Raw genomic sequence first — 18,280 nt, forward strand, 5'->3', positions numbered from 1 at the left:
CAGGCACGTGCGTAGGTTGGATGCAATGGGCTCTATCCGCCTGAAGCGGGATTGGCCGGCCCGGCAGCTTCAGCAGGCGGGAGTTGGCCCACCTGAAAGGGGACATTGGCCGTGCCTACACGGCCGTCCGTGTCCAAAACATACACATACAGTCGATATTCACCCGACACTGCCGGTGCTTCCAGGTTCAAGTTGCCGAGGTTCCCGGCGATCCTTGAACCCAGCGTCTCGGGCAGCGGTTCGAAGGATCCGCCCGTTCCCAGGATGGTGGGTTCCATCATCAACTCCCAGATAAAACGCAGCCCGTCGTTTTCCGGATCGACGGCATCGACCCGGGCGATAAACTGCTGGCCCGGCGTCAGGATGACATTGCTGCCGGCGGGCTGATCGTCGATGGTCATGCCCGCGACTTCCGGGGCGCGGTTGGCCGGCCAGTCTCCCGACCAGCTATAGTGCATGGCATCCACGGTGGCGCAGGCAGCCGCGGGGCGGTCCAGTCCGGGCAACTGTTCGATGAACATGCTGTACCAGGTTGGCGTGCGCTCCTGTTTCTGGCCCCACAGGAACACGTAGGAACCGATGCAGCGGTCGCTGTTGGCCAGGATGTCGCGGGCATAGCGCTGGAGATGATAATCCACTTTCTGCTGGCTGGTGGGTTCGATGGGACGGCCCCAGACGGTCCGCTCGGCCTCCCAATGGCCGTCCACGCCCCATTCGGTAACCAGGTAAGGTCCGGCAAAGGCCGACGCATCGATCATGGCGCGTACCTTGGAAATGTCTCCGTAGGCATTGATGCCCAGTGCATCCAGATGTGGGGCATGGGTGGCGATCCGGTCGGCGGTATCGGCATCGAAGGAGATCACAGTGATCACTGGGTGGTGGGGGTCCTGCGCCTTGATCCGGCTGGCCAGTTCGTCGATGAATTGCCAGGCTTCCGGTGTCCCGGCGCCTTCGAGATTGATCTCGTTGCCCAGCGCCCACATCAGCAGTGCGGGATGGTTCTTATGGCGGTCGAGGAGTCGCTGGATTTCATCGGTCAGGCGCTGGCGGTAGAACGTATCCAGGTAATCCGAAGCCTGGTGGGACAGCCAGACGCCCAGCGTTACGGTCATTCCCATGCCATGGGCCCGATCCAGAATATCTGCGGCATCGTTGGCACCCCAGGTACGCAGCGAATTGGCGCCGGCCAGAGCCGCTGTTTTCAGATGCCGTCGTCCGCCGACGCCTTTGATAAAATAGGGCTGGCCATCGCGGTAGAGACGGTAACCGTCCGCTCCTTTCCGGATGGAAACGGCAACCGGGACCGCGACTGTGGTTTGGACATCGACGACCGGCCGAAAGGGCGCTTCGATTGTCGTGGTATCCGATGCTGCGCAAAGGCAGTGCCAATTGCATGACCAGAGAACAGTCATGCCCATCAGAAAGGATCGAAGCTGGTTTTTAAGTAGAAAATGCCGAATCGTCATAAACCACCGTTGTCAGAGGTTGGCGATGCCCCGCCCGCCGGAAGAGACGGATATCGGTCTGCGCCACGACCATTATCGACTCCGCTGCACCAAACTTGAGAGGCTCGCAGCGTGCCGCATGGCCCATTGCTATCACACGGTCGGGTTCTGCCTGAAGCCGGCGAAGCATCTTTTTGTTGACCCGGTCGTATTCTTTCGTATAACCGGCAATGGCTGTCCGATAACCACCGATCCACAAAACCAACTGCCCTGACGGGCCCAAGCGGTGGAGAACATCCCCAATGAAAGTGTCCAGTGTTCTCATTGCCCTGGCGATAGCGATTCTGGCTGTCAGCATGTGGGCGCTGGCCAATCGCCCGGAGGCCGAACCCTCCTGGCCGGAACGCATCCAGGGGTTCTCGTTCTCTCCATTTCAGGAGGGCCAAAGCCCTCTCGAGAAGATTTATCCCACCGCCGATCAGATCGATGCCGATCTGTCCTTGCTTCAAAGCAAGACGTATGCCATTCGGACGTATACAGTGGAGGACCGGTTGTTCGAGATCCCCGAGATGGCCAAACAGCATGACATCAACGTGGCTTTCGGGGTCTGGATCGACCGCAATTGGGAACGCAACCGGGCCGATATGGAAGTTTTTTTGAAAACAGCGGCCAGAAGCACCAACATCGTGCGGACCATTGTCGGCAACGAGGTGCTCCTGCGCGGGGAACTCACACCCGAGGAACTCACCGTTTATCTGGAGTGGGCCCGGCAGGAGCTGGATATCCCCGTCAGCACGGCGGAACCCTGGCATGTGTGGGTCGAGCACCACGAGCTGGCAGAGCATGTGGATTACCTGGCCGTGCACATGCTGCCTTACTGGGAAGGGGTCCACATCGATCAGGCGGTGGACTATGTTGTCCAGAAAATCGAACTGCTCAAATCGTTATTTCCGGAAAAACCCATCGTGATCGCCGAGGTGGGGTGGCCCAGCAACGGACGCACCCGGCAATCGGCGGTTGCCACACCGGCCAATCAGGCGACCTTTTTGAGGCGATTTCTGGACAGGGCCGAGAAGGAAAAATACATCTATTACGTCATGGAAGCCTTCGACCAAACCTGGAAGCATGTCACCGAAGGAGCGGTGGGGGCCTATTGGGGCGTCTACGATGTGAAGCGTCAGGAAAAGTTTCCCTTCACCCTGCCCATCGTGCCCATCGCCAACTGGACGGTGCTGGCAGGATTGTCGGTGGTCATCGCCCTGATTACCTTCGCCATTCTGCTGATCGACAGCCAAACCCTTGGCAACCGGGGGCGTGGATTCCTGGCCGTACTGGCTTTCGCCGTCGCCTCCGTGATGGTGTGGGTGGTCTACGATTACCTCCATCAGTACCTGACCTTGAGGACCGTCATCGTGGGAATGGTGATGATCACCGGCATGATCGGGGTCATCGTAGTGCTGCTCACCGAGGCCCACGAATGGGCCGAGGCGCGCTGGATCATCCGGCTGCGCCGGCCCTTTCAACCGGTGGCCCTGGCGGACAGCGAACTGCCCATGGTATCCGTGCATGTAGCCGCCTATAACGAACCGCCGGCCATGGTCATCGAAACCCTCAATGCGCTGGCGGAACTGGACTATCCCCGGTTTGAGGTCGTGGTGGTGGACAACAACACCAAGGAACGGCAAGTATGGGAACCGGTGGAGGCGCATTGCCGCCGGCTGGGAGGGCGTTTTCGTTTTTTTCACGAAGACCCGTTGGCCGGCTTCAAGGCCGGGGCCTTGAACTTTGCCCTGAAGCACACCGATCCGGCGGCTGAAATTATTGCCGTGATTGACAGCGACTATACCGTGGCGCCCAATTGGCTGCTGGATCTCGTGCCGCAGTTTAAAGATGCCGGAACCGGCATCGTCCAGGCCCCCCAGGATTACCGGGACGGGACCGAGAATGCCTTCAAGGCCATGTGCTATGCTGAATATCGTGGATTCTTTTTTATCGGCATGGTGACCCGCAACGAACGCAACGCCATCATCCAGCACGGGACCATGACGCTGATCCGTCGCAAGGTGCTGGATGCCGTTGGCGGCTGGAGTGAATGGTGCATCACAGAGGATGCCGAGCTGGGATTGCGGATTTTCGAGCAGGGCTACGAGGCCGCCTATGTCTCCCAGTCCTATGGCCTCGGATTGATGCCCGATACCTTCGGCGACTACAAGAAGCAGCGCTACCGCTGGGCCTATGGTGCCATGCAGATTTTGCGTCGGCACTGGTCGAAACTGACGGGCCGGCATCGGAGCCGTTTGCGCTCCGGCCAGCGCTACCACTTTATTGCCGGCTGGCTGCCCTGGATAGCAGACGGAGCCAACCTGATGTTCAACCTGGCGGCGCTGCTCTGGTCACTGGCCATGATCCTCGATCCCCTGCATGTGGATCCGCCCCTGGTGGTCTTCTCGATTCTGCCCCTGGCCCTGTTTGCTTTCAAGATCGGCAAGCTGGTCTATCTTTACCGCACCCGTGTGGATGCCACCTTAAGCCAGACCCTGGCGGCTTCACTGGCCGGACTGGCCCTGACCCACACCATCGCCAAAGCCGTCTTATCGGGTCTGGTCACCCGCAACAAACCGTTTTTCAGGACGCCCAAAATGGCGGGCGCGTCAGCGCTGGTCAAGGCGTTGGCCGTCTCCCTGGAGGAAATCTTTCTTTTGGCCGCCATGCTGGGCGCTGCTACGGCCATCGGGAAGATACACCCCATGGATACCCTGGACATGAAACTGTGGGTGCTTGTCCTGTTTGTGCAGTCCATGCCATATGCCGCCACGCTGCTGATGGCCCTGATCAGCGGATTTCCGCGACTTCCGGCCCTGCTCGGGGACCGGCGGCACCGTCGGGCAGCCTAAGGATGAGACCCGGAAAAACGAAGATTGGAGGCGACACAATCCTCATCCCATGTTCATGGAGGATTGGGTGCAGCCCAGAGCAAAAGAAAATTTTTGACAACCAGCCAACCAAGGAGAAGAAATGAAACCGACAACCAAAATCGGCATCATCATTTGTGATCGCTATCGCCGTTGTGCCGGCGGCAAGTGCCTGCGATCCATGCGAAACAGAGAAGGCGCCTTCAGCATTTACGAGGATACAGAACCGGAACTGGTCGGCTACACCACCTGTGAGGGCTGTCCCGGCGGCAACATCGAATATGCCGGCGAAGAGATGGTGAAAAACGGGGCCACCGTCATCCATCTGGCAACCGGCATGGTGGTGGGCTATCCGCCCTGCCCGTATATCGACACGTTCAAGAATTTCCTCGAAAAACGATACGGTGTTCAGGTAGTGATCGGCACCCACCCGATCCCCCGCAAGTATCTGGACATGCACACCCATCTGGGCACATGGGCCGATGCGGCCTGGCAGCCGCGCATCGCTCCGACCATGGCCGACGAGGCGACCCGCGCCAGTTATGACTGAGTAACCCTTTATCTTAAAAGCGAACTTGTTAACATTCAGAGGAGGCATTCGATGAAACCGAAAACAAAGGAAAATGTCCACAAAGCGTTTATCGGGGAGGCCAAAGCCTATTTCCGGCTGCTGGCCTATGCCGAGCGGGCAAATGAAGAAGAGGTTCCCCAGATCGCGCTGTTGTTCAAGGCCATCGCCGAGGCGGAGCGGGTGCATGCCACCCGACATTTAAACCTGGTCAAGGACCTGGTTGTCAAAGACACCGACACGAACCTGGAGAAATCCTTCCAGCGGGAAAAATCCATCAGCGAAAACGAGTACCCCGATTTCCTCAAAGATGCCGAAGAAGAGGGCGAGACTGCCGCCGCAACGGTTTTCAGCCACGCCCGGGACGCCGAAGGGTACCACGCAAAATTGTACGAGCGGGCGATCATGAACGTGATCAAGGATGAGGTCAAGGAGTACTATGTCTGCCAGGTGTGCGGGTATGTCACCGACAAGCGGATTCCTAAAAAATGTCCGGTGTGCGGAGCTCCCCCGGAGAAGTTCAAGACCATCGACGGTTGATTTTCGTTTGACGCCGGTCCAAACCTCGTGGCCGGTGAAAGGAGGGACCATCATGATTCAGCCAAGCGACCGCCGCCGGGGGCACGTGTTTCCCCGGCGATTGGATCCACCCTTGCCCATGGCGGTCAAATCGGACGGGGTATGGATCGAGGATAAGATGGGCAAGCGCTACCTGGACGCCAGCGGCGGGGCGGTCGTTGCAAACGTCGGTCACGGCCGGCAGGAAATCGCCCAAGCGGTCTACGATCAGATCCTGGCTTACGACTACATCCATCCCACCATGTTCACGACGCCGACGGTGGAAGATCTGGCCGCGGCCCTGGCGTCTCATGCGCCTGCGGGCATTGACCGGTTCTATTTTCTTTCCGGAGGCGGTGAGGCCGTGGAGGCCGCCATCAAGCTGGCCCGCCAGATCCACCTGGCCAATGGGCGCCCCGAGAAATTCCGCCTGGTCGCCCGCTGGAAATCCTACCACGGCCTGACCCTGGGGGCGCTGTCCGCCATGGGCCGCACGGCCTTTCGGACTCCCTTTGCCCCCATGCTGGCGGACGCCGTGCATATTTCGCCGCCCTATTGCCTGCGCTGTTCTTATGGGCTGGCTTTTCCCGAATGCCGCCTGCGCTGCGCCCTGGCCCTGGAAGAAGCCATCGTGAACCTGGGTCCTGAAACAGTGTCCGCTTTTCTGGCAGAAACCGTCAGCGGCGGGACCCTGGCCGCCTGTCCACCGCCGCCGGGCTACCTGGAGACGATCCGCGGGATTTGCGACCGCTACGATGTGCTGCTGATTCTGGACGAAGTGCTCTGCGGCATGGGCCGCACCGGGTGCTGGTTCGCCTGCCAGCACGACGGCGTGGTGCCGGATCTGGTTACCCTCGGCAAAGGGCTTGCCGGGGGCGCGGTGCCCCTTTCCGCCCTGGGCGTAAAGGGATGCCATTTCGATGCGGTCTGTGCCGACGGCGGGACCTTCAATCACGGGGGCACCTTTTCCCATCATCCCGTGGCCGCCGCCGCCGGTCTGGCGACCGTCCGCATTTTAGAGCGCGAGGGCCTGGTCGAACGGGTGGCCGAACTGGGAAGCCGCCTGGGAAAGACGCTGGTCGACCGACTCGGGGATCTTCCCTGGGTGGCCGATATCCGGGGGATCGGTTTTTTGTGGGGAATCGAACTGGTCGGAAACAGGCAGACCCTTGCGCCGTTTTCTCGAAAAGAACGGGTGACGGAGAGGGTATGGCAGGCGCTTTTCGACAGCGGCATCGTTGTCTACCGGTCCACGGGGCTGGCCGGCATCGACGGAGACGCCCTCATCCTGGCTCCGCCATTTGTGCTGGATTCCGCCGATTTTACGCGCGTGGCCGATGCGGTCGGGAAGGCTATCCAATCCATCCTCGGCTGAAAGAAGCAAAGCCGGGACAGGTGCCTGATTTGTAAAACTTTTGTCAAGGCGGTTGCCTCTTCTTGCCACGATCCACGCTTTCCCTTACTGATGGGCGACAGTTTGTTCGTTGCCTTTAATGTTTCGGTACGTGGAAGGACGGTCATGGTTCGATCGATACTGGACGGGATGCGCGGCATTTTATCCCTGCTCGTTTATGGCTTCAATACCATAATTTGTTGTACGCCCCTGTTCATCATTGCCCTGATCAAGGTGGCGCTGCCGTTCAAGCCGGTTCAAAATGGCTGCCGGCGTTTGCTGACCGCCATCGCCACCGCCTGGATCGCGGTAAACAACCTCAACCAGAAAGTGTTCAACGGCATCCGCTGGGATGTGCAGGGCCTCGACAACCTGGATCCCAAAGGCTGGTACATGGTTGTGGCCAACCACCAGTCCTGGGTGGATATCCTGGTGCTCCAGAACGTGTTCCACCGCAAGATTCCCTTCCTCAAATTTTTTCTCAAAAAGGAACTGTTCTGGTTCCCGGTGATGGGCCAGGCGTGGTGGGCCCTGGATTTTCCCTTCATGAAACGCTATTCGCGGCAATTTTTAAAGAAACATCCCCATCTGATCGGCAAGGACCTGGAGATCACCAAGCGGGCCTGCGAAAAATTTCGCAACATCCCCGTTTCGGTTATGAACTTCGTGGAAGGAACCCGGTTCACCCGTGAAAAACACTCCCGCCAGAAGTCGCCGTACCTGCACCTGCTGCGCACCAAGGCCGGCGGCATGGCCTTTGTGCTGGCGGCCATGGGCGATAAACTGCAGCACATTGTGGATGTGACTATCGCCTATCCCCAGGGTGTGGGTACGTTTTGGGATTTTGTCTGCGGACGGGTGAAAGAGATCAAGGTCCGTGTGAAAACCCTGCCCATCGAAAGCGAGATGCTGGGCGACTACCTTCAGGACCCCCAATTCAAGCGGGACTTCCAGGACTGGCTCAACCGGCTCTGGCATCAGAAGGACGAAGATCTGGCCCGTCTGATGGCCGGTTGACGCTCATATCGTTTGCAGGGGGGCGGACCTTTTAGGACGCCGTCAAAATCGATGGGAAACCACCTTTTCGTCAGGCCAGTCGATGCCGCTCGAGAACTGTTTTATCGTCTTTGCGAACTTGCACGCCGGCTTCTCTCTACCCCATCGTTGCATAACAACATGCGGAAATCATTGCTATCGTTTGAAAACATGAATCAATCATGACAACGGCCAGGCATTTTCGTCCTGCACCCAATTTGAATTGCTGGAAAACCAATGAATTTCTCATGTTGTTCCCCTTGCGGGAAAGCCGGAGCAATCCAGATCCGGCGTTGCCAAGGGATTGCAGTAGATCTCTACGGCGGCACCCTTGGCGCCTTGGCTCTGAATCGCTCCGGCTTTTGCAACGTTGGGGTCTACAAATCCTTGACAATGCCAAATCCCACCCATTAAGTTAACTCCCTTTGGCTTTCTTTGACAGCTGCCAAGCAGTTGTCCTTAACTTCCAAAAGGAGATGAACCATGGTCGAATTCAACTATTCGGAACTGCTGCCCCTGGGCAAAGACGATACCCCTTACCGGCTGCTTACCACCGAGCATGTGTCCACAGCCCAATTCGAAGGGCAAACCGTCCTCAAGGTTGCACCCGAAGGGTTGGAAATGCTGGCACAAGCCGCTTTCAGGGATGTCTCCCACCTGCTGCGGCCGGCTCACCTGGCCCAGGTCAAAGCCATTCTCGACGATCCGGACAGTTCCGAAAACGACCGCTACGTGGCCCTGGAAATGCTCAAGAACGCCGTCATTTCCGCCGAGATGGAGTTCCCCATGTGTCAGGACACCGGCACGGGCATTGTCATGGGCAAGAAAGGACAGCGGGTGTGGACCGGCGGCGGGGACGAGAAGGCCCTTGCAAAGGGCGTGTTCAATGCATACACCCAATGCAACCTGCGCTACTCCCAGAACGCGCCGCTCTCCATGTACGAAGAGAAGAATACCGGATGCAACCTGCCGGCCCAGGTGGAGATCTACGCCACGGAAGGGGACGCCTACAAATTTCTCTTCATCGCGAAAGGTGGCGGATCGGCCAACAAGACCTACCTTTTTCAGGAGACCAAGGCCGTTCTCAACCCGGGCACCCTGGTCGATTTTCTCACCGCCAAGATGAAAACCCTGGGCACGGCGGCCTGTCCCCCCTACCACCTGGCTTTCGTCATTGGCGGAACCTCGGCGGAATACAATCTCAAAACGGTGAAACTGGCCTCGGCCGCCTACCTGGACAGCCTGCCCACCAGCGGCAGCGAGGCCGGCCACGGATTCAGGGATTTGGAACTGGAAAAAGAGCTGCTGGCCCGTGCCCGCGGTCTGGGTCTGGGCGCCCAGTTCGGAGGGCGGCACTTCTGCCTCGACGTGCGTGTGGTGCGCCTGCCGCGCCACGGGGCCTCGTGTCCCATCGGCATGGGCGTCAGTTGCAGTGCGGACCGCAACATCAAGGCCAAGATCACCGCCGACGGCATCTTTCTGGAGCAGTTGGAAACCGATCCGGCCAAGTATCTGCCTGAACCTGCCGGGGGAGCGGATGACGCCGTGGCCGTCGATCTGAACCAGCCCATGGATGACATCCGGGCCATTCTCAGCCAGTATCCGGTCGCCACGCGCCTCAAGCTTTCCGGCAAGATTATCGTCGGTCGGGACATCGCCCACGCCAAGCTCAAAGAGCGCCTGGACGGCGGCCAGGGGCTGCCCCAGTACCTGAAGGACCATATCATTTACTACGCCGGACCGGCCAAAACCCCTGACGGGTATGCCTCGGGTTCCTTCGGCCCTACAACGGCCGGCCGCATGGATTCCTATGTGCCGATTTTCCAGGCAGAAGGGGCCTCCATGGTCATGCTTGCCAAGGGCAACCGCAGCCAGGTCGTGACCGATGCGTGTAAAAAATACGGCGGGTTCTACCTGGGATCCATCGGCGGGCCGGCCGCCCGGCTGGGCAAGGAGTGCATCACTTCGGTGGAGGTGCTGGAGTACCCCGAACTGGGCATGGAGGCGATCTACATGATCACGGTCAAGGATTTTCCGGCATTCATTCTGGTGGACGACAAGGGAAATGACTTTTTCGAGGGATTACTGTAAAAAACGACGTTTACACGTTCACCAACCAAGAAATTCCTTGACAGTCGGCAGGAGTTCCCGGAAGTAATACGACTATTGAACGTTCAATAGGGATGCGCGGTAGCGCTCCCTATTTTTCTTTTACCCTAAAATATAGTCAGGAAAGCACAATGGAAGGTCTGGATGCATTGTTCAACCCGGAGTCTGTGGCCGTGGTCGGCGCTTCAAGCACCCCGGGTAAGGTCGGACACGATATTTTCGTCAACATATTAAAGGGCGGATACACCGGTACGCTTTACCCGGTCAATCCCAAGGCCAAGTCCATTGCCAGCGTTCGCGCCTATCCGGATATCCAGGACATCCCGGATCCCATCGAGCTGGCCATCATCATTTTGCCCCCGCGGTTGGCGGAATCCGCCATCAAGCAGGCCATCGAAAAAGGCGTCAAGGCGGTCGTCATCGTTTCGGCGGGATTCAAGGAGGTCGGCGGTGAAGGCCTCGAGATCGAAAAGCGCATCGTGGCCATGTGCCGGGAAGCCGGTGTGCGTGTGGTGGGTCCCAACTGTTTAGGGGTCATCAACCCCAATGCCGATGTGCGGCTCAACGCCAGTTTCTCCGCCCGGATGCCAAAGGCCGGAAACATCTCCTTCATCTCCCAAAGCGGCGCTCTGTGCACCGCGGTGCTGGATTTCGCGGCGGACAAGGAATTCGGGTTTTCTAAATTCGTTTCCATCGGCAACAAGGCCGACGTGGACGAACTCGATCTGCTGCGCTACTTCCATGCCGATCCGGAAACCGAAGTGATCATGCTCTATATCGAAGAACTGCAGCGCGGCCCGGAATTCATCCAGGCCGTAAAGGAAATCACCGGGGGTGATCGGCCCACTCCGGTTCTGGCCATCAAATCCGGGCGTACCAGCGCCGGCGCCAAGGCCGCCGCATCGCATACCGGCTCTTTGGCCGGCAGCGAATCCGTGTACGATGCCCTTTTTGCCCAAAGCGGCATTATTCGGGTGGAGTCCATCAACGAATTGTTCGATTTCGGGACCGCCTTTGCCTATAAAAACGAAAGCGCCCTGGGAAAGATGCGGCGCAAGGTGCCTCTGGGCAACCGGGTGGCCATCGTCACCAACGCCGGCGGACCGGGGATCGTGGCCACGGACATGACCATCACCTCCGGTCTGGAACTGGCCACGTTCAGCGACGAAACCGTCGAGGTCCTGAAAAGCCATTTGCCCCAGACCGCCAACTTCAACAACCCGGTGGACGTCATCGGCGACGCAGCCCAGGACCGGTATGAAAACGCCCTCTGGGCCGTTATTCGGGACGAAGGCGTGGACGGCGCGCTGGTGATTTTAACCCCCCAGAGCATGACCAATGCCATCGGGACGGCCGAGGCCATCGTTCGCATTGCCCAACGCTCGCACAAACCGATTCTGTGCTGTTTCATGGGGATCATCGACGTTTCCGCCGGCGTGAAATACCTTCAGGAACACGGGGTGCCGGTGTATCGTTTCCCGGAAAGCGCGGCCAAGACCTTCGGTGCGTTGTACCGCTATTCCCGCTGGCTCAACCGTCAGCACCTGGCGCCGTTTACCGTAAAACACGATAAAGAAAAGGCCAAGGCGATCATTGCCGAGGCAGTAGAAAAAGGCCAGACCTACATCGGTGAGATCGGCGGTACGGAACTGCTCAAGTGTTATGGCTTCAATGTCCTGCCTACGGTGTTGGCTGACAGTGCCGATCAGGCCGGCATTGCGGCTGAGGAGATGGGCTATCCGGTGGTCATGAAGATCGTTTCGCCCCAGATCATTCACAAGTCCGATGCCGGCGGCGTTGTCGTCGGACTGAACAGCCGCGATGAGATGGTCGAGGCCTTTACCACCATCGTCGAAAATGCTAGAAAATACAGCCCGGATGCCGAGATCACCGGCGTGCTGGTTCAAAAATTGGCTCCCCGGGGCAAGGAAGTGATCCTGGGGATGACCCGCTACCCTATTTTCGGGCCTTTGATCATGTTCGGCTTCGGTGGGGTTTTCGTGGAAGTTTTCAAGGATGTGGCCTTCCGCCTGGCGCCGCTGACGCGCAACGGTGCCCGCAACATGGTGCGCAGCATCAGGGCCAACAAACTGCTCAGCGGCTACCGCGGCGCCCCCAAGGCCGACATCGCCACCATCGAACGCATGCTGGTGAGTCTTTCCGACCTGGTCCTGGACCACCCGGAGATCAAGGAACTGGACATCAATCCGCTGCTGGTCCACCCCGAAGGCGAGGGGGTCACTGTCGCGGATTGTCGGTTGATCTTGGAAGAGAAATAGCCGATAATTCAGTTGGCCGGTGGTCAACCCGGTTCGGATCTCGTCCGGCAATGGAACAGTCATTTCAAGCTACAGGAGGCGCCTCGTGACACGGTCAATCTACTGGGCCGACACCTATGTGGAAAAGCAGCGAACGGCACAAGAGGCCATTGCCATGATCCGCCCCGGCAAGCGGGTATTCATCGGCAGCGCCAGCGGAGAACCCCAGGCGCTGGTAAAGGCGCTGAGTGCGGCCGCCGTTAATATCAGCGGCCTGGAGGTCGTCCGGCTCATGAGCCGGGAGACCACCTCCCTGTCTGAAATTGCCGATAAAACACGGGACCACAGCCTCAACATCCGCACCATCTATCTGGGTTCGGCGGACACCGAGGGCATCGCCCGGTACATGCGCTTCATCACGCCCATCAACATGTCCGAGGTTCCCGGCCTGTTTCTTTCGCGCAAGATGCCGATTCACGTAGCCCTGGTCCAGGTTTCGCCGCCGGACGATTTCGGCTGGATGAGCCTGGGGGTTTCCGTGGACGTCACCCTGGCCGCGGCCCAGAGCGCCGACCTGGTCATTGCCCAGGTGAATCCGAGAATGCCGCGAACCATGGGGCAGAGCTTCATCCATGTAAACAGCGTCCACGTGCTGGTGGAGCACGAAGAACCCATTCTTTCGGTCAATCTGCGCAAAAGGTCCGGGCCGGCCGAGTGGATCGGAAAGCACATCGCCCGTTTCGTGGATGACGGGTCCACCATTCAGATCGGCCTGGATGCCGCCTCCCAGGCCACGGTCAAAGCCCTGGCGGACAAGAACGACCTGGGGTTCCACTCCCAGTACATTACCGACGATGTCATGCACCTGTACGCTTCCGGGGTGATCAACAACCGCAGGAAAGGGCTCAACGAGGGAAAGCTGGTGGCTTCCTGCGCCATCGGCAGCCAGAATCTCTACGAATTTCTGCACGACAACCCGGCGGTGGATTTCCGGCCTTCGGATTATGTCAACGATCCTTACATTATCGGCCAGCACAACCGTATGATTTCCCTGAACGTGGCCCACACCATCGACCTGACCGGGCAGATGGCCGCCGAGGCAAGCGAGCACACCTTTTTCGCCGGCGTCTCCGGCATTCCCGACTTTGTGCGCGGGGCCAAACGCTCCAGGGGGGGCAAGGCCATTTTGATGCTGTACTCTTCCTCTCGGGACGAGAAACGCAGCAACATCGTTCCCTTTCTCAACGGCCCTTCCGTGGTGGTGCCACGGGGAGACGTCCATTACGTGGTTACCGAATACGGTGCCGTCAATCTTTTCGGAAAAAGTCTTCAGGAGCGGGTGCTGGCCCTGATCGGCATCGCCCACCCGGACCATCGCGAGTGGCTCTTCGACGCCGCCAAAGAGGCCAAACTGATTGGCAGCGAGCGACGGTTGGGGGAGGCGACCCGGGGCATCTACCCGATACACCTGGAGGAAGTCGTCGAGCGCGACGGGGAGCAGATCACCGTCCGGCCTTCCAAGCCCGTGGACGAACGTCGAATTCAGGAGCACTACTACAGCCTGGACAAACATGACGTTCAGCTGCGGTTTTTCCACGAAAAGATCAGTTTCGACCGCAGCGACGTGGAGACACGCTCCCAGATCGACTATATCAAGGATCTCACCCTGGTGGCCGTGGTGGGCGAATTCGGTTTCGGCAAGGTGGTGGGCGTCGGAGAATACCTGCTGCTTTTGGACAGCAATGTCGCGGAAGTGGCGTTCTCCATCTCCAAGGAATACCAGGGCAAGGGGTTGGGCAAGCTGTTTATCCGCAAGCTGGCCCGGGCCGCCAGGGACAACGGCATTTCGGGGCTGGTGGCCTATACCTCGCCCCAGAACAAAGCCATGATCGCCCTGTTCAAGACCCTGCCTTACAAGGTGAAAACCAGTTTTGACGGGGAATCGCTGATGCTTAAATGCCGTTTCGACGAACTGGCCGACACCCCGCAATAAGAAAAGGGATAATGCATTTTAAACCTTGTCAAGAGGTTCCCAATATGATTTATTCAATCCCTTTACCATCAGGAATTTAAGCAAAACCATCGTGATTCTGGATATCGCGTAGCTTCCCTGTTTGTTAAGCTTCACTGGTTTTTCGCGACAGCTTTCCAAAAAACCGGCTGCCGCGAAGTTTATTTTTCATTTCAACCTGTTAAAAGGAGCAGTTATGGCAAAAAAAATGAAGACCATCGACGGGAATACCGCGGCGGCCCATGTGGCTTATGCCATGAGCGAAGTAGCCGCCATTTATCCCATCACCCCCTCGTCACCCATCGGAGAGATCTGCGATGAGTGGGCGGCCAATGGCCTCAAGAACGCCTTCGGACAGACCCTGATGGTGCGGCAGCTTCAAAGCGAAGCCGGCGCCGCCGCCGCCGTCCACGGCTCCTTGGCCGCCGGTGCCTTGACGTCCACCTACACGGCCTCACAGGGCCTTTTGCTAATGATTCCGAATATGTATAAAATGTCCGGCGAACTGCTTCCCGGCGTTCTGCACGTCACCGCACGGGCCGTTGCCGGACATGCGCTCTCCATCTTCGGCGACCACCAGGACGTCATGGCCGTTCGGCAGACCGGCTTCTCACTGCTGGCCTCGGCCTCGGTTCAGGAAGTCATGGACCTCGGGTTGGTGGCCCACCTGGCCGCCATCGAATCCAGTGTACCCTTTTTGCATTTCTTCGACGGCTTCCGGACCTCCCACGAGATCCAGAAAATCGAGGTGATCGACTACGAAGACATGGCCAAGCTGATCAACATGGAGGCCCTGGAGAGCTTCCGGGCCCGGGCGGTCAATCCGGAAGCCCCTGAACTGCGCGGTACCGCCCAGAATCCGGACATCTATTTTCAGGGGCGTGAGGCAGCCAACCTCTATTATAACGAAACGGCCGACATCGTTGCCGACTACATGAAAAAGGTCTCCGCGCTCACCGGCCGCAAGTACAACCTGTTTGATTATGTGGGCGATCCCAACGCCGACCGCGTAATTATCTCCATGGGTTCCTCCTGCGAGACCATCGAAGAGGTCGTGAACCACCTCAATGCCCGGGGTGAGTCCGTCGGCCTTATCAAGGTGCGCCTCTATCGGCCCTTTTCAGCCCAGCATCTGCTGGCGGCCATTCCGGCCACCGCGGGCCGGATCGCCGTCCTCGACCGTACCAAAGAGCCGGGCGCCCTTGGCGACCCGCTGTATCAGGATGTGTGTACGGCCTTCATGGAGCGCGGTGACATGCCCTCCATCGTCAACGGGCGTTACGGACTGGGATCCAAGGAGTTCAACCCCTCCATGGTCAAGGCCGTGTTCGACAACCTGAACGGCATGGCACCCAAAAACCATTTTACGGTGGGCATCGAAGACGACGTCACCCACACCAGTCTGGAAGTGGAGGCCGGATTCGACGTGGCTCCCGAGGGAACGGTCCAGTGCAAGTTCTGGGGGTTGGGGGCCGACGGAACGGTGGGCGCCAACAAGAGTGCCATCAAGATCATCGGCGACAACACCGACATGTACGCCCAGGCCTACTTCGCCTACGATTCCAAGAAATCCGGCGGTGTGACCATTTCCCATTTGCGTTTCGGCAAGACGCCCATCAAGTCCACCTACCTGATCGACAGCGCAGACTACATCGCTTGCCACAATCCGGCCTACGTCAACATCTACGACGTGCTGGAAGGCATCAAGGACGGGGGCACCTTCATGCTCAACAGCCCCTGGAGCCTGGAGGAGATGGAAGCCAAACTGCCCGCTGACATGCGCCGCACCATCGCAAAAAAGAAGCTCAAGTTCTACAATATCGATGCGGTCAAGATCGCCGGAGAGGTCGGTTTGGGTGGACGCATCAACATGATCATGCAGACCGCTTTCTTCAAGGCGGCCAACGTGATCCCCGTGGACGACGCCATCGCCTACCTCAAGGACCAGATCAAAAAGATGTTCGGCAAAAAGGGCGACAAAATTGTCAATATGAACTGCGACGCCGTGGACAAAAGCCTGGATCACCTGGTGGAAGTGGCCTACCCGGAAAGCTGGGCCGATGCCGGCCGGATTGCAGCCGAAGCCGCCGACGAACCCGAGTGGGTCACCGAGGTCATGCGGCCCATGCTGGCCCAGCAGGGCGACAAGCTGCCGGTGAGCAGTTTTTCTCCCGACGGGATTTTTCCCGTGGGCACCACCCAGTACGAAAAACGCGGTGTGGCCATCAACGTGCCTGAATGGGTTATGGACAACTGCATCCAGTGTAACCAGTGCGCCATGGTCTGCCCCCACGCCGCTATCCGACCGGTTCTGGTCACCGACGAGGAACTGGAAGCCGCACCCGAGGGGTTCGAAGCCAAGAAGGCGCTGGGCAAGGAACTCAAGGAGTTCAAGTTCCGCGTTCAGGTGTTTACCGAAGACTGTCTGGGATGCGGCAACTGTGCCGACATTTGCCCGGCCAAGAAGCCGGCCCTGGTCATGAAGCCCCTGGCCACCCAGCTCGAAACCCAGGTGCCCAACCAGCGCTATGCATCCAGCCTACCGGTGCGCGAAGGACTGGTCAAACGCAACACGGTCAAGGGCAGCCAGTTTTTCCAGCCCATGCTGGAGTTCTCTGGTGCCTGTGCCGGATGCGGTGAAACCCCTTACGCCAAGCTGCTCACCCAGCTCTTCGGCGAACGCATGGTTATCGGCAATGCCACTGGATGCTCCTCCATCTGGGGCGGCAGTGCACCGTCCATTCCTTACTGCGTTAACAGTGAAGGCTGCGGTCCCACCTGGGGCAACTCCCTGTTCGAGGATCCGGCTGAGTTTACCTACGGCATGTTTCTCGGATCTTTGCAGCAGCGCAGTCAACTGGCGGAACTGGTCACCCAGGCGCTTGAAACGGACATCGACGACAACCTCAAGGAGGCCATGCAGGGCTGGCTGGACAACATGAAGGATCCCGAAGGTGCCAAGCAGTACGGCGACCAGATCCGGGAGATGCTGTTCGCCTACGAAGGCAACCCCCTGCTGGATAAAATCGACGGTCTGAGTTCGCATTTCATCAAACGCTCCTACTGGATTTTCGTGGGCGACGGCTCGGCCTACGACATCTCCTTCGGCGGCATCGACCATGTCCTGGCCAGTGGAGAAGACATCAACGTCATGGTCTTCGACACCGAGGTATACTCCAATACCGGCGGACAAAGTTCCAAGGCCACCCCCACCGGCTCCATTGCCAAGTTTGCCGCTTCCGGCAAGAAGACCGCCAAAAAGGATATGGGCGGTATGGCCATGACCTACGGGTATGTGTACGTGGCCAACGTGGGCATGGGGGCCAACAAGCAGCAGTTGGTCAAGGCCTTCACCGAAGCGGAAAGCTACGACGGACCCTCGCTGATCATGGCCTACGCGCCGTGCATCAACCACGGTATCAAAAAGGGCATGGGCAAGAGCCAGGAAGAAACCAACCTGGCTGTCAAGAGCGGCTACTGGCCGCTGTATCGCTACAATCCCATGCTGGCGAAAGAGGGCAAGAATCCCTTTGTGCTGGATTCCAAGGAGCCGGACGGCAGCCTGCAGGAATTTCTGGGCGGTGAAGTGCGCTACGCGGCCCTGCAGAAACTCTTCCCCGAAGAGGCCCGGCGGCTTCATACCCGGCTGGAAGGAGAATTCGCCGATCGCTATGCCAAGTTCAAGAAGATGGCCGAGGCCGAGTTCGTGGCAGCCAAGCCGTCAGGGGAACTGGCTGCAGCAGACGACGACAGCGACAGTTGCACCCTGGCCGGCACCGCTGAGCACGCCGGGCGTTCCGGTGCTGACGATGCCTGCGACGATGGGCGCGCCGGATAATTAAAAGCCGGTTTGAAAACCTAACAAAAAAGGGCCGTGTCACCCGCTTTGGGTGGCCGGCCCTTTTCTTTTTGGCTACGATTCCAAGCAGACGGTTAATTTTCATAAAAATGATTCGATACCCCTTGACAGCGCTTTTCTTTACATTACTAT

General features: G+C 58.6%; 10 protein-coding genes. 9 read left to right on the forward strand and 1 reads right to left on the reverse strand.

Annotated elements, in window-relative coordinates; translation table 11 throughout:
• Positions 1-32: 32 nt before the first annotated feature.
• The gene (locus GN111_RS28925) at positions 33-1,466 is read right to left on the reverse strand and encodes a glycoside hydrolase family 2 TIM barrel-domain containing protein (RefSeq protein ID WP_155307075.1); all 1,434 of its coding nucleotides are present in this window, start codon (positions 1,464-1,466) and stop codon (positions 33-35) included.
• 281 nt (positions 1,467-1,747) lie between these two features.
• Between GN111_RS28925 and GN111_RS28935 the strand changes: the two genes are divergently transcribed.
• The 9 genes from GN111_RS28935 to nifJ all read left to right on the forward strand — a co-directional run bounded on the left by GN111_RS28935 (position 1,748) and on the right by nifJ (position 18,127).
• Positions 1,748-4,339 carry a glycosyltransferase gene (locus GN111_RS28935; protein WP_155307077.1) on the forward strand — a complete coding sequence of 864 codons (2,592 nt, stop codon included), beginning with the start codon at positions 1,748-1,750 and terminating at the stop codon, positions 4,337-4,339.
• 121 nt (positions 4,340-4,460) lie between these two features.
• A complete protein-coding gene (locus GN111_RS28940) occupies positions 4,461-4,907 on the forward strand; it encodes a CGGC domain-containing protein (protein ID WP_155307078.1) in 447 nt (148 codons plus the stop codon).
• 51 nt (positions 4,908-4,958) lie between these two features.
• Positions 4,959-5,465 carry a rubrerythrin family protein gene (locus GN111_RS28945; protein WP_155307079.1) on the forward strand — a complete coding sequence of 169 codons (507 nt, stop codon included), beginning with the start codon at positions 4,959-4,961 and terminating at the stop codon, positions 5,463-5,465.
• A 52-nt stretch (positions 5,466-5,517) separates the two neighbouring features.
• Positions 5,518-6,858: an aminotransferase family protein gene (locus tag GN111_RS28950; RefSeq protein WP_170302506.1), complete on the forward strand. Its 1,341-nt coding sequence runs from the start codon at positions 5,518-5,520 to the stop codon at positions 6,856-6,858.
• Between the two features lie 144 nt (positions 6,859-7,002).
• A complete protein-coding gene (gene yihG / locus GN111_RS28955) occupies positions 7,003-7,893 on the forward strand; it encodes a 1-acylglycerol-3-phosphate O-acyltransferase, YihG family (RefSeq protein ID WP_155307081.1) in 891 nt (296 codons plus the stop codon).
• Between the two features lie 501 nt (positions 7,894-8,394).
• A complete protein-coding gene (locus tag GN111_RS28960) occupies positions 8,395-10,002 on the forward strand; it encodes a fumarate hydratase (protein ID WP_155307082.1) in 1,608 nt (535 codons plus the stop codon).
• Between the two features lie 149 nt (positions 10,003-10,151).
• The gene (locus GN111_RS28965; RefSeq protein WP_155307083.1) at positions 10,152-12,299 is read left to right on the forward strand and encodes an acetate--CoA ligase family protein; all 2,148 of its coding nucleotides are present in this window, start codon (positions 10,152-10,154) and stop codon (positions 12,297-12,299) included.
• A gap of 85 nt (positions 12,300-12,384) precedes the next feature.
• A complete protein-coding gene (locus GN111_RS28970) occupies positions 12,385-14,271 on the forward strand; it encodes a bifunctional acetyl-CoA hydrolase/transferase family protein/GNAT family N-acetyltransferase (RefSeq protein ID WP_155307084.1) in 1,887 nt (628 codons plus the stop codon).
• A 214-nt stretch (positions 14,272-14,485) separates the two neighbouring features.
• The gene (gene nifJ, locus GN111_RS28975) at positions 14,486-18,127 is read left to right on the forward strand and encodes a pyruvate:ferredoxin (flavodoxin) oxidoreductase (protein WP_155307085.1); all 3,642 of its coding nucleotides are present in this window, start codon (positions 14,486-14,488) and stop codon (positions 18,125-18,127) included.
• Positions 18,128-18,280 lie beyond the last annotated feature (153 nt).

The sequence above is a fragment of the Desulfosarcina widdelii genome, assembly GCF_009688965.1.
In the GTDB taxonomy this organism is placed as follows: domain Bacteria; phylum Desulfobacterota; class Desulfobacteria; order Desulfobacterales; family Desulfosarcinaceae; genus Desulfosarcina; species Desulfosarcina widdelii.

Coding starts and splice junctions, on each gene's coding strand:
- GN111_RS28925 (WP_155307075.1), bottom strand. CDS start 1,466: ATGACGATTCGGCATTTTCTACTTAAAAACCAGCTTCGATCCTTTCTG.
- GN111_RS28935 (WP_155307077.1), top strand. CDS start 1,748: ATGAAAGTGTCCAGTGTTCTCATTGCCCTGGCGATAGCGATTCTGGCT.
- GN111_RS28940 (WP_155307078.1), top strand. CDS start 4,461: ATGAAACCGACAACCAAAATCGGCATCATCATTTGTGATCGCTATCGC.
- GN111_RS28945 (WP_155307079.1), top strand. CDS start 4,959: ATGAAACCGAAAACAAAGGAAAATGTCCACAAAGCGTTTATCGGGGAG.
- GN111_RS28950 (WP_170302506.1), top strand. CDS start 5,518: ATGATTCAGCCAAGCGACCGCCGCCGGGGGCACGTGTTTCCCCGGCGA.
- yihG (WP_155307081.1), top strand. CDS start 7,003: ATGGTTCGATCGATACTGGACGGGATGCGCGGCATTTTATCCCTGCTC.
- GN111_RS28960 (WP_155307082.1), top strand. CDS start 8,395: ATGGTCGAATTCAACTATTCGGAACTGCTGCCCCTGGGCAAAGACGAT.
- GN111_RS28965 (WP_155307083.1), top strand. CDS start 10,152: ATGGAAGGTCTGGATGCATTGTTCAACCCGGAGTCTGTGGCCGTGGTC.
- nifJ (WP_155307085.1), top strand. CDS start 14,486: ATGGCAAAAAAAATGAAGACCATCGACGGGAATACCGCGGCGGCCCAT.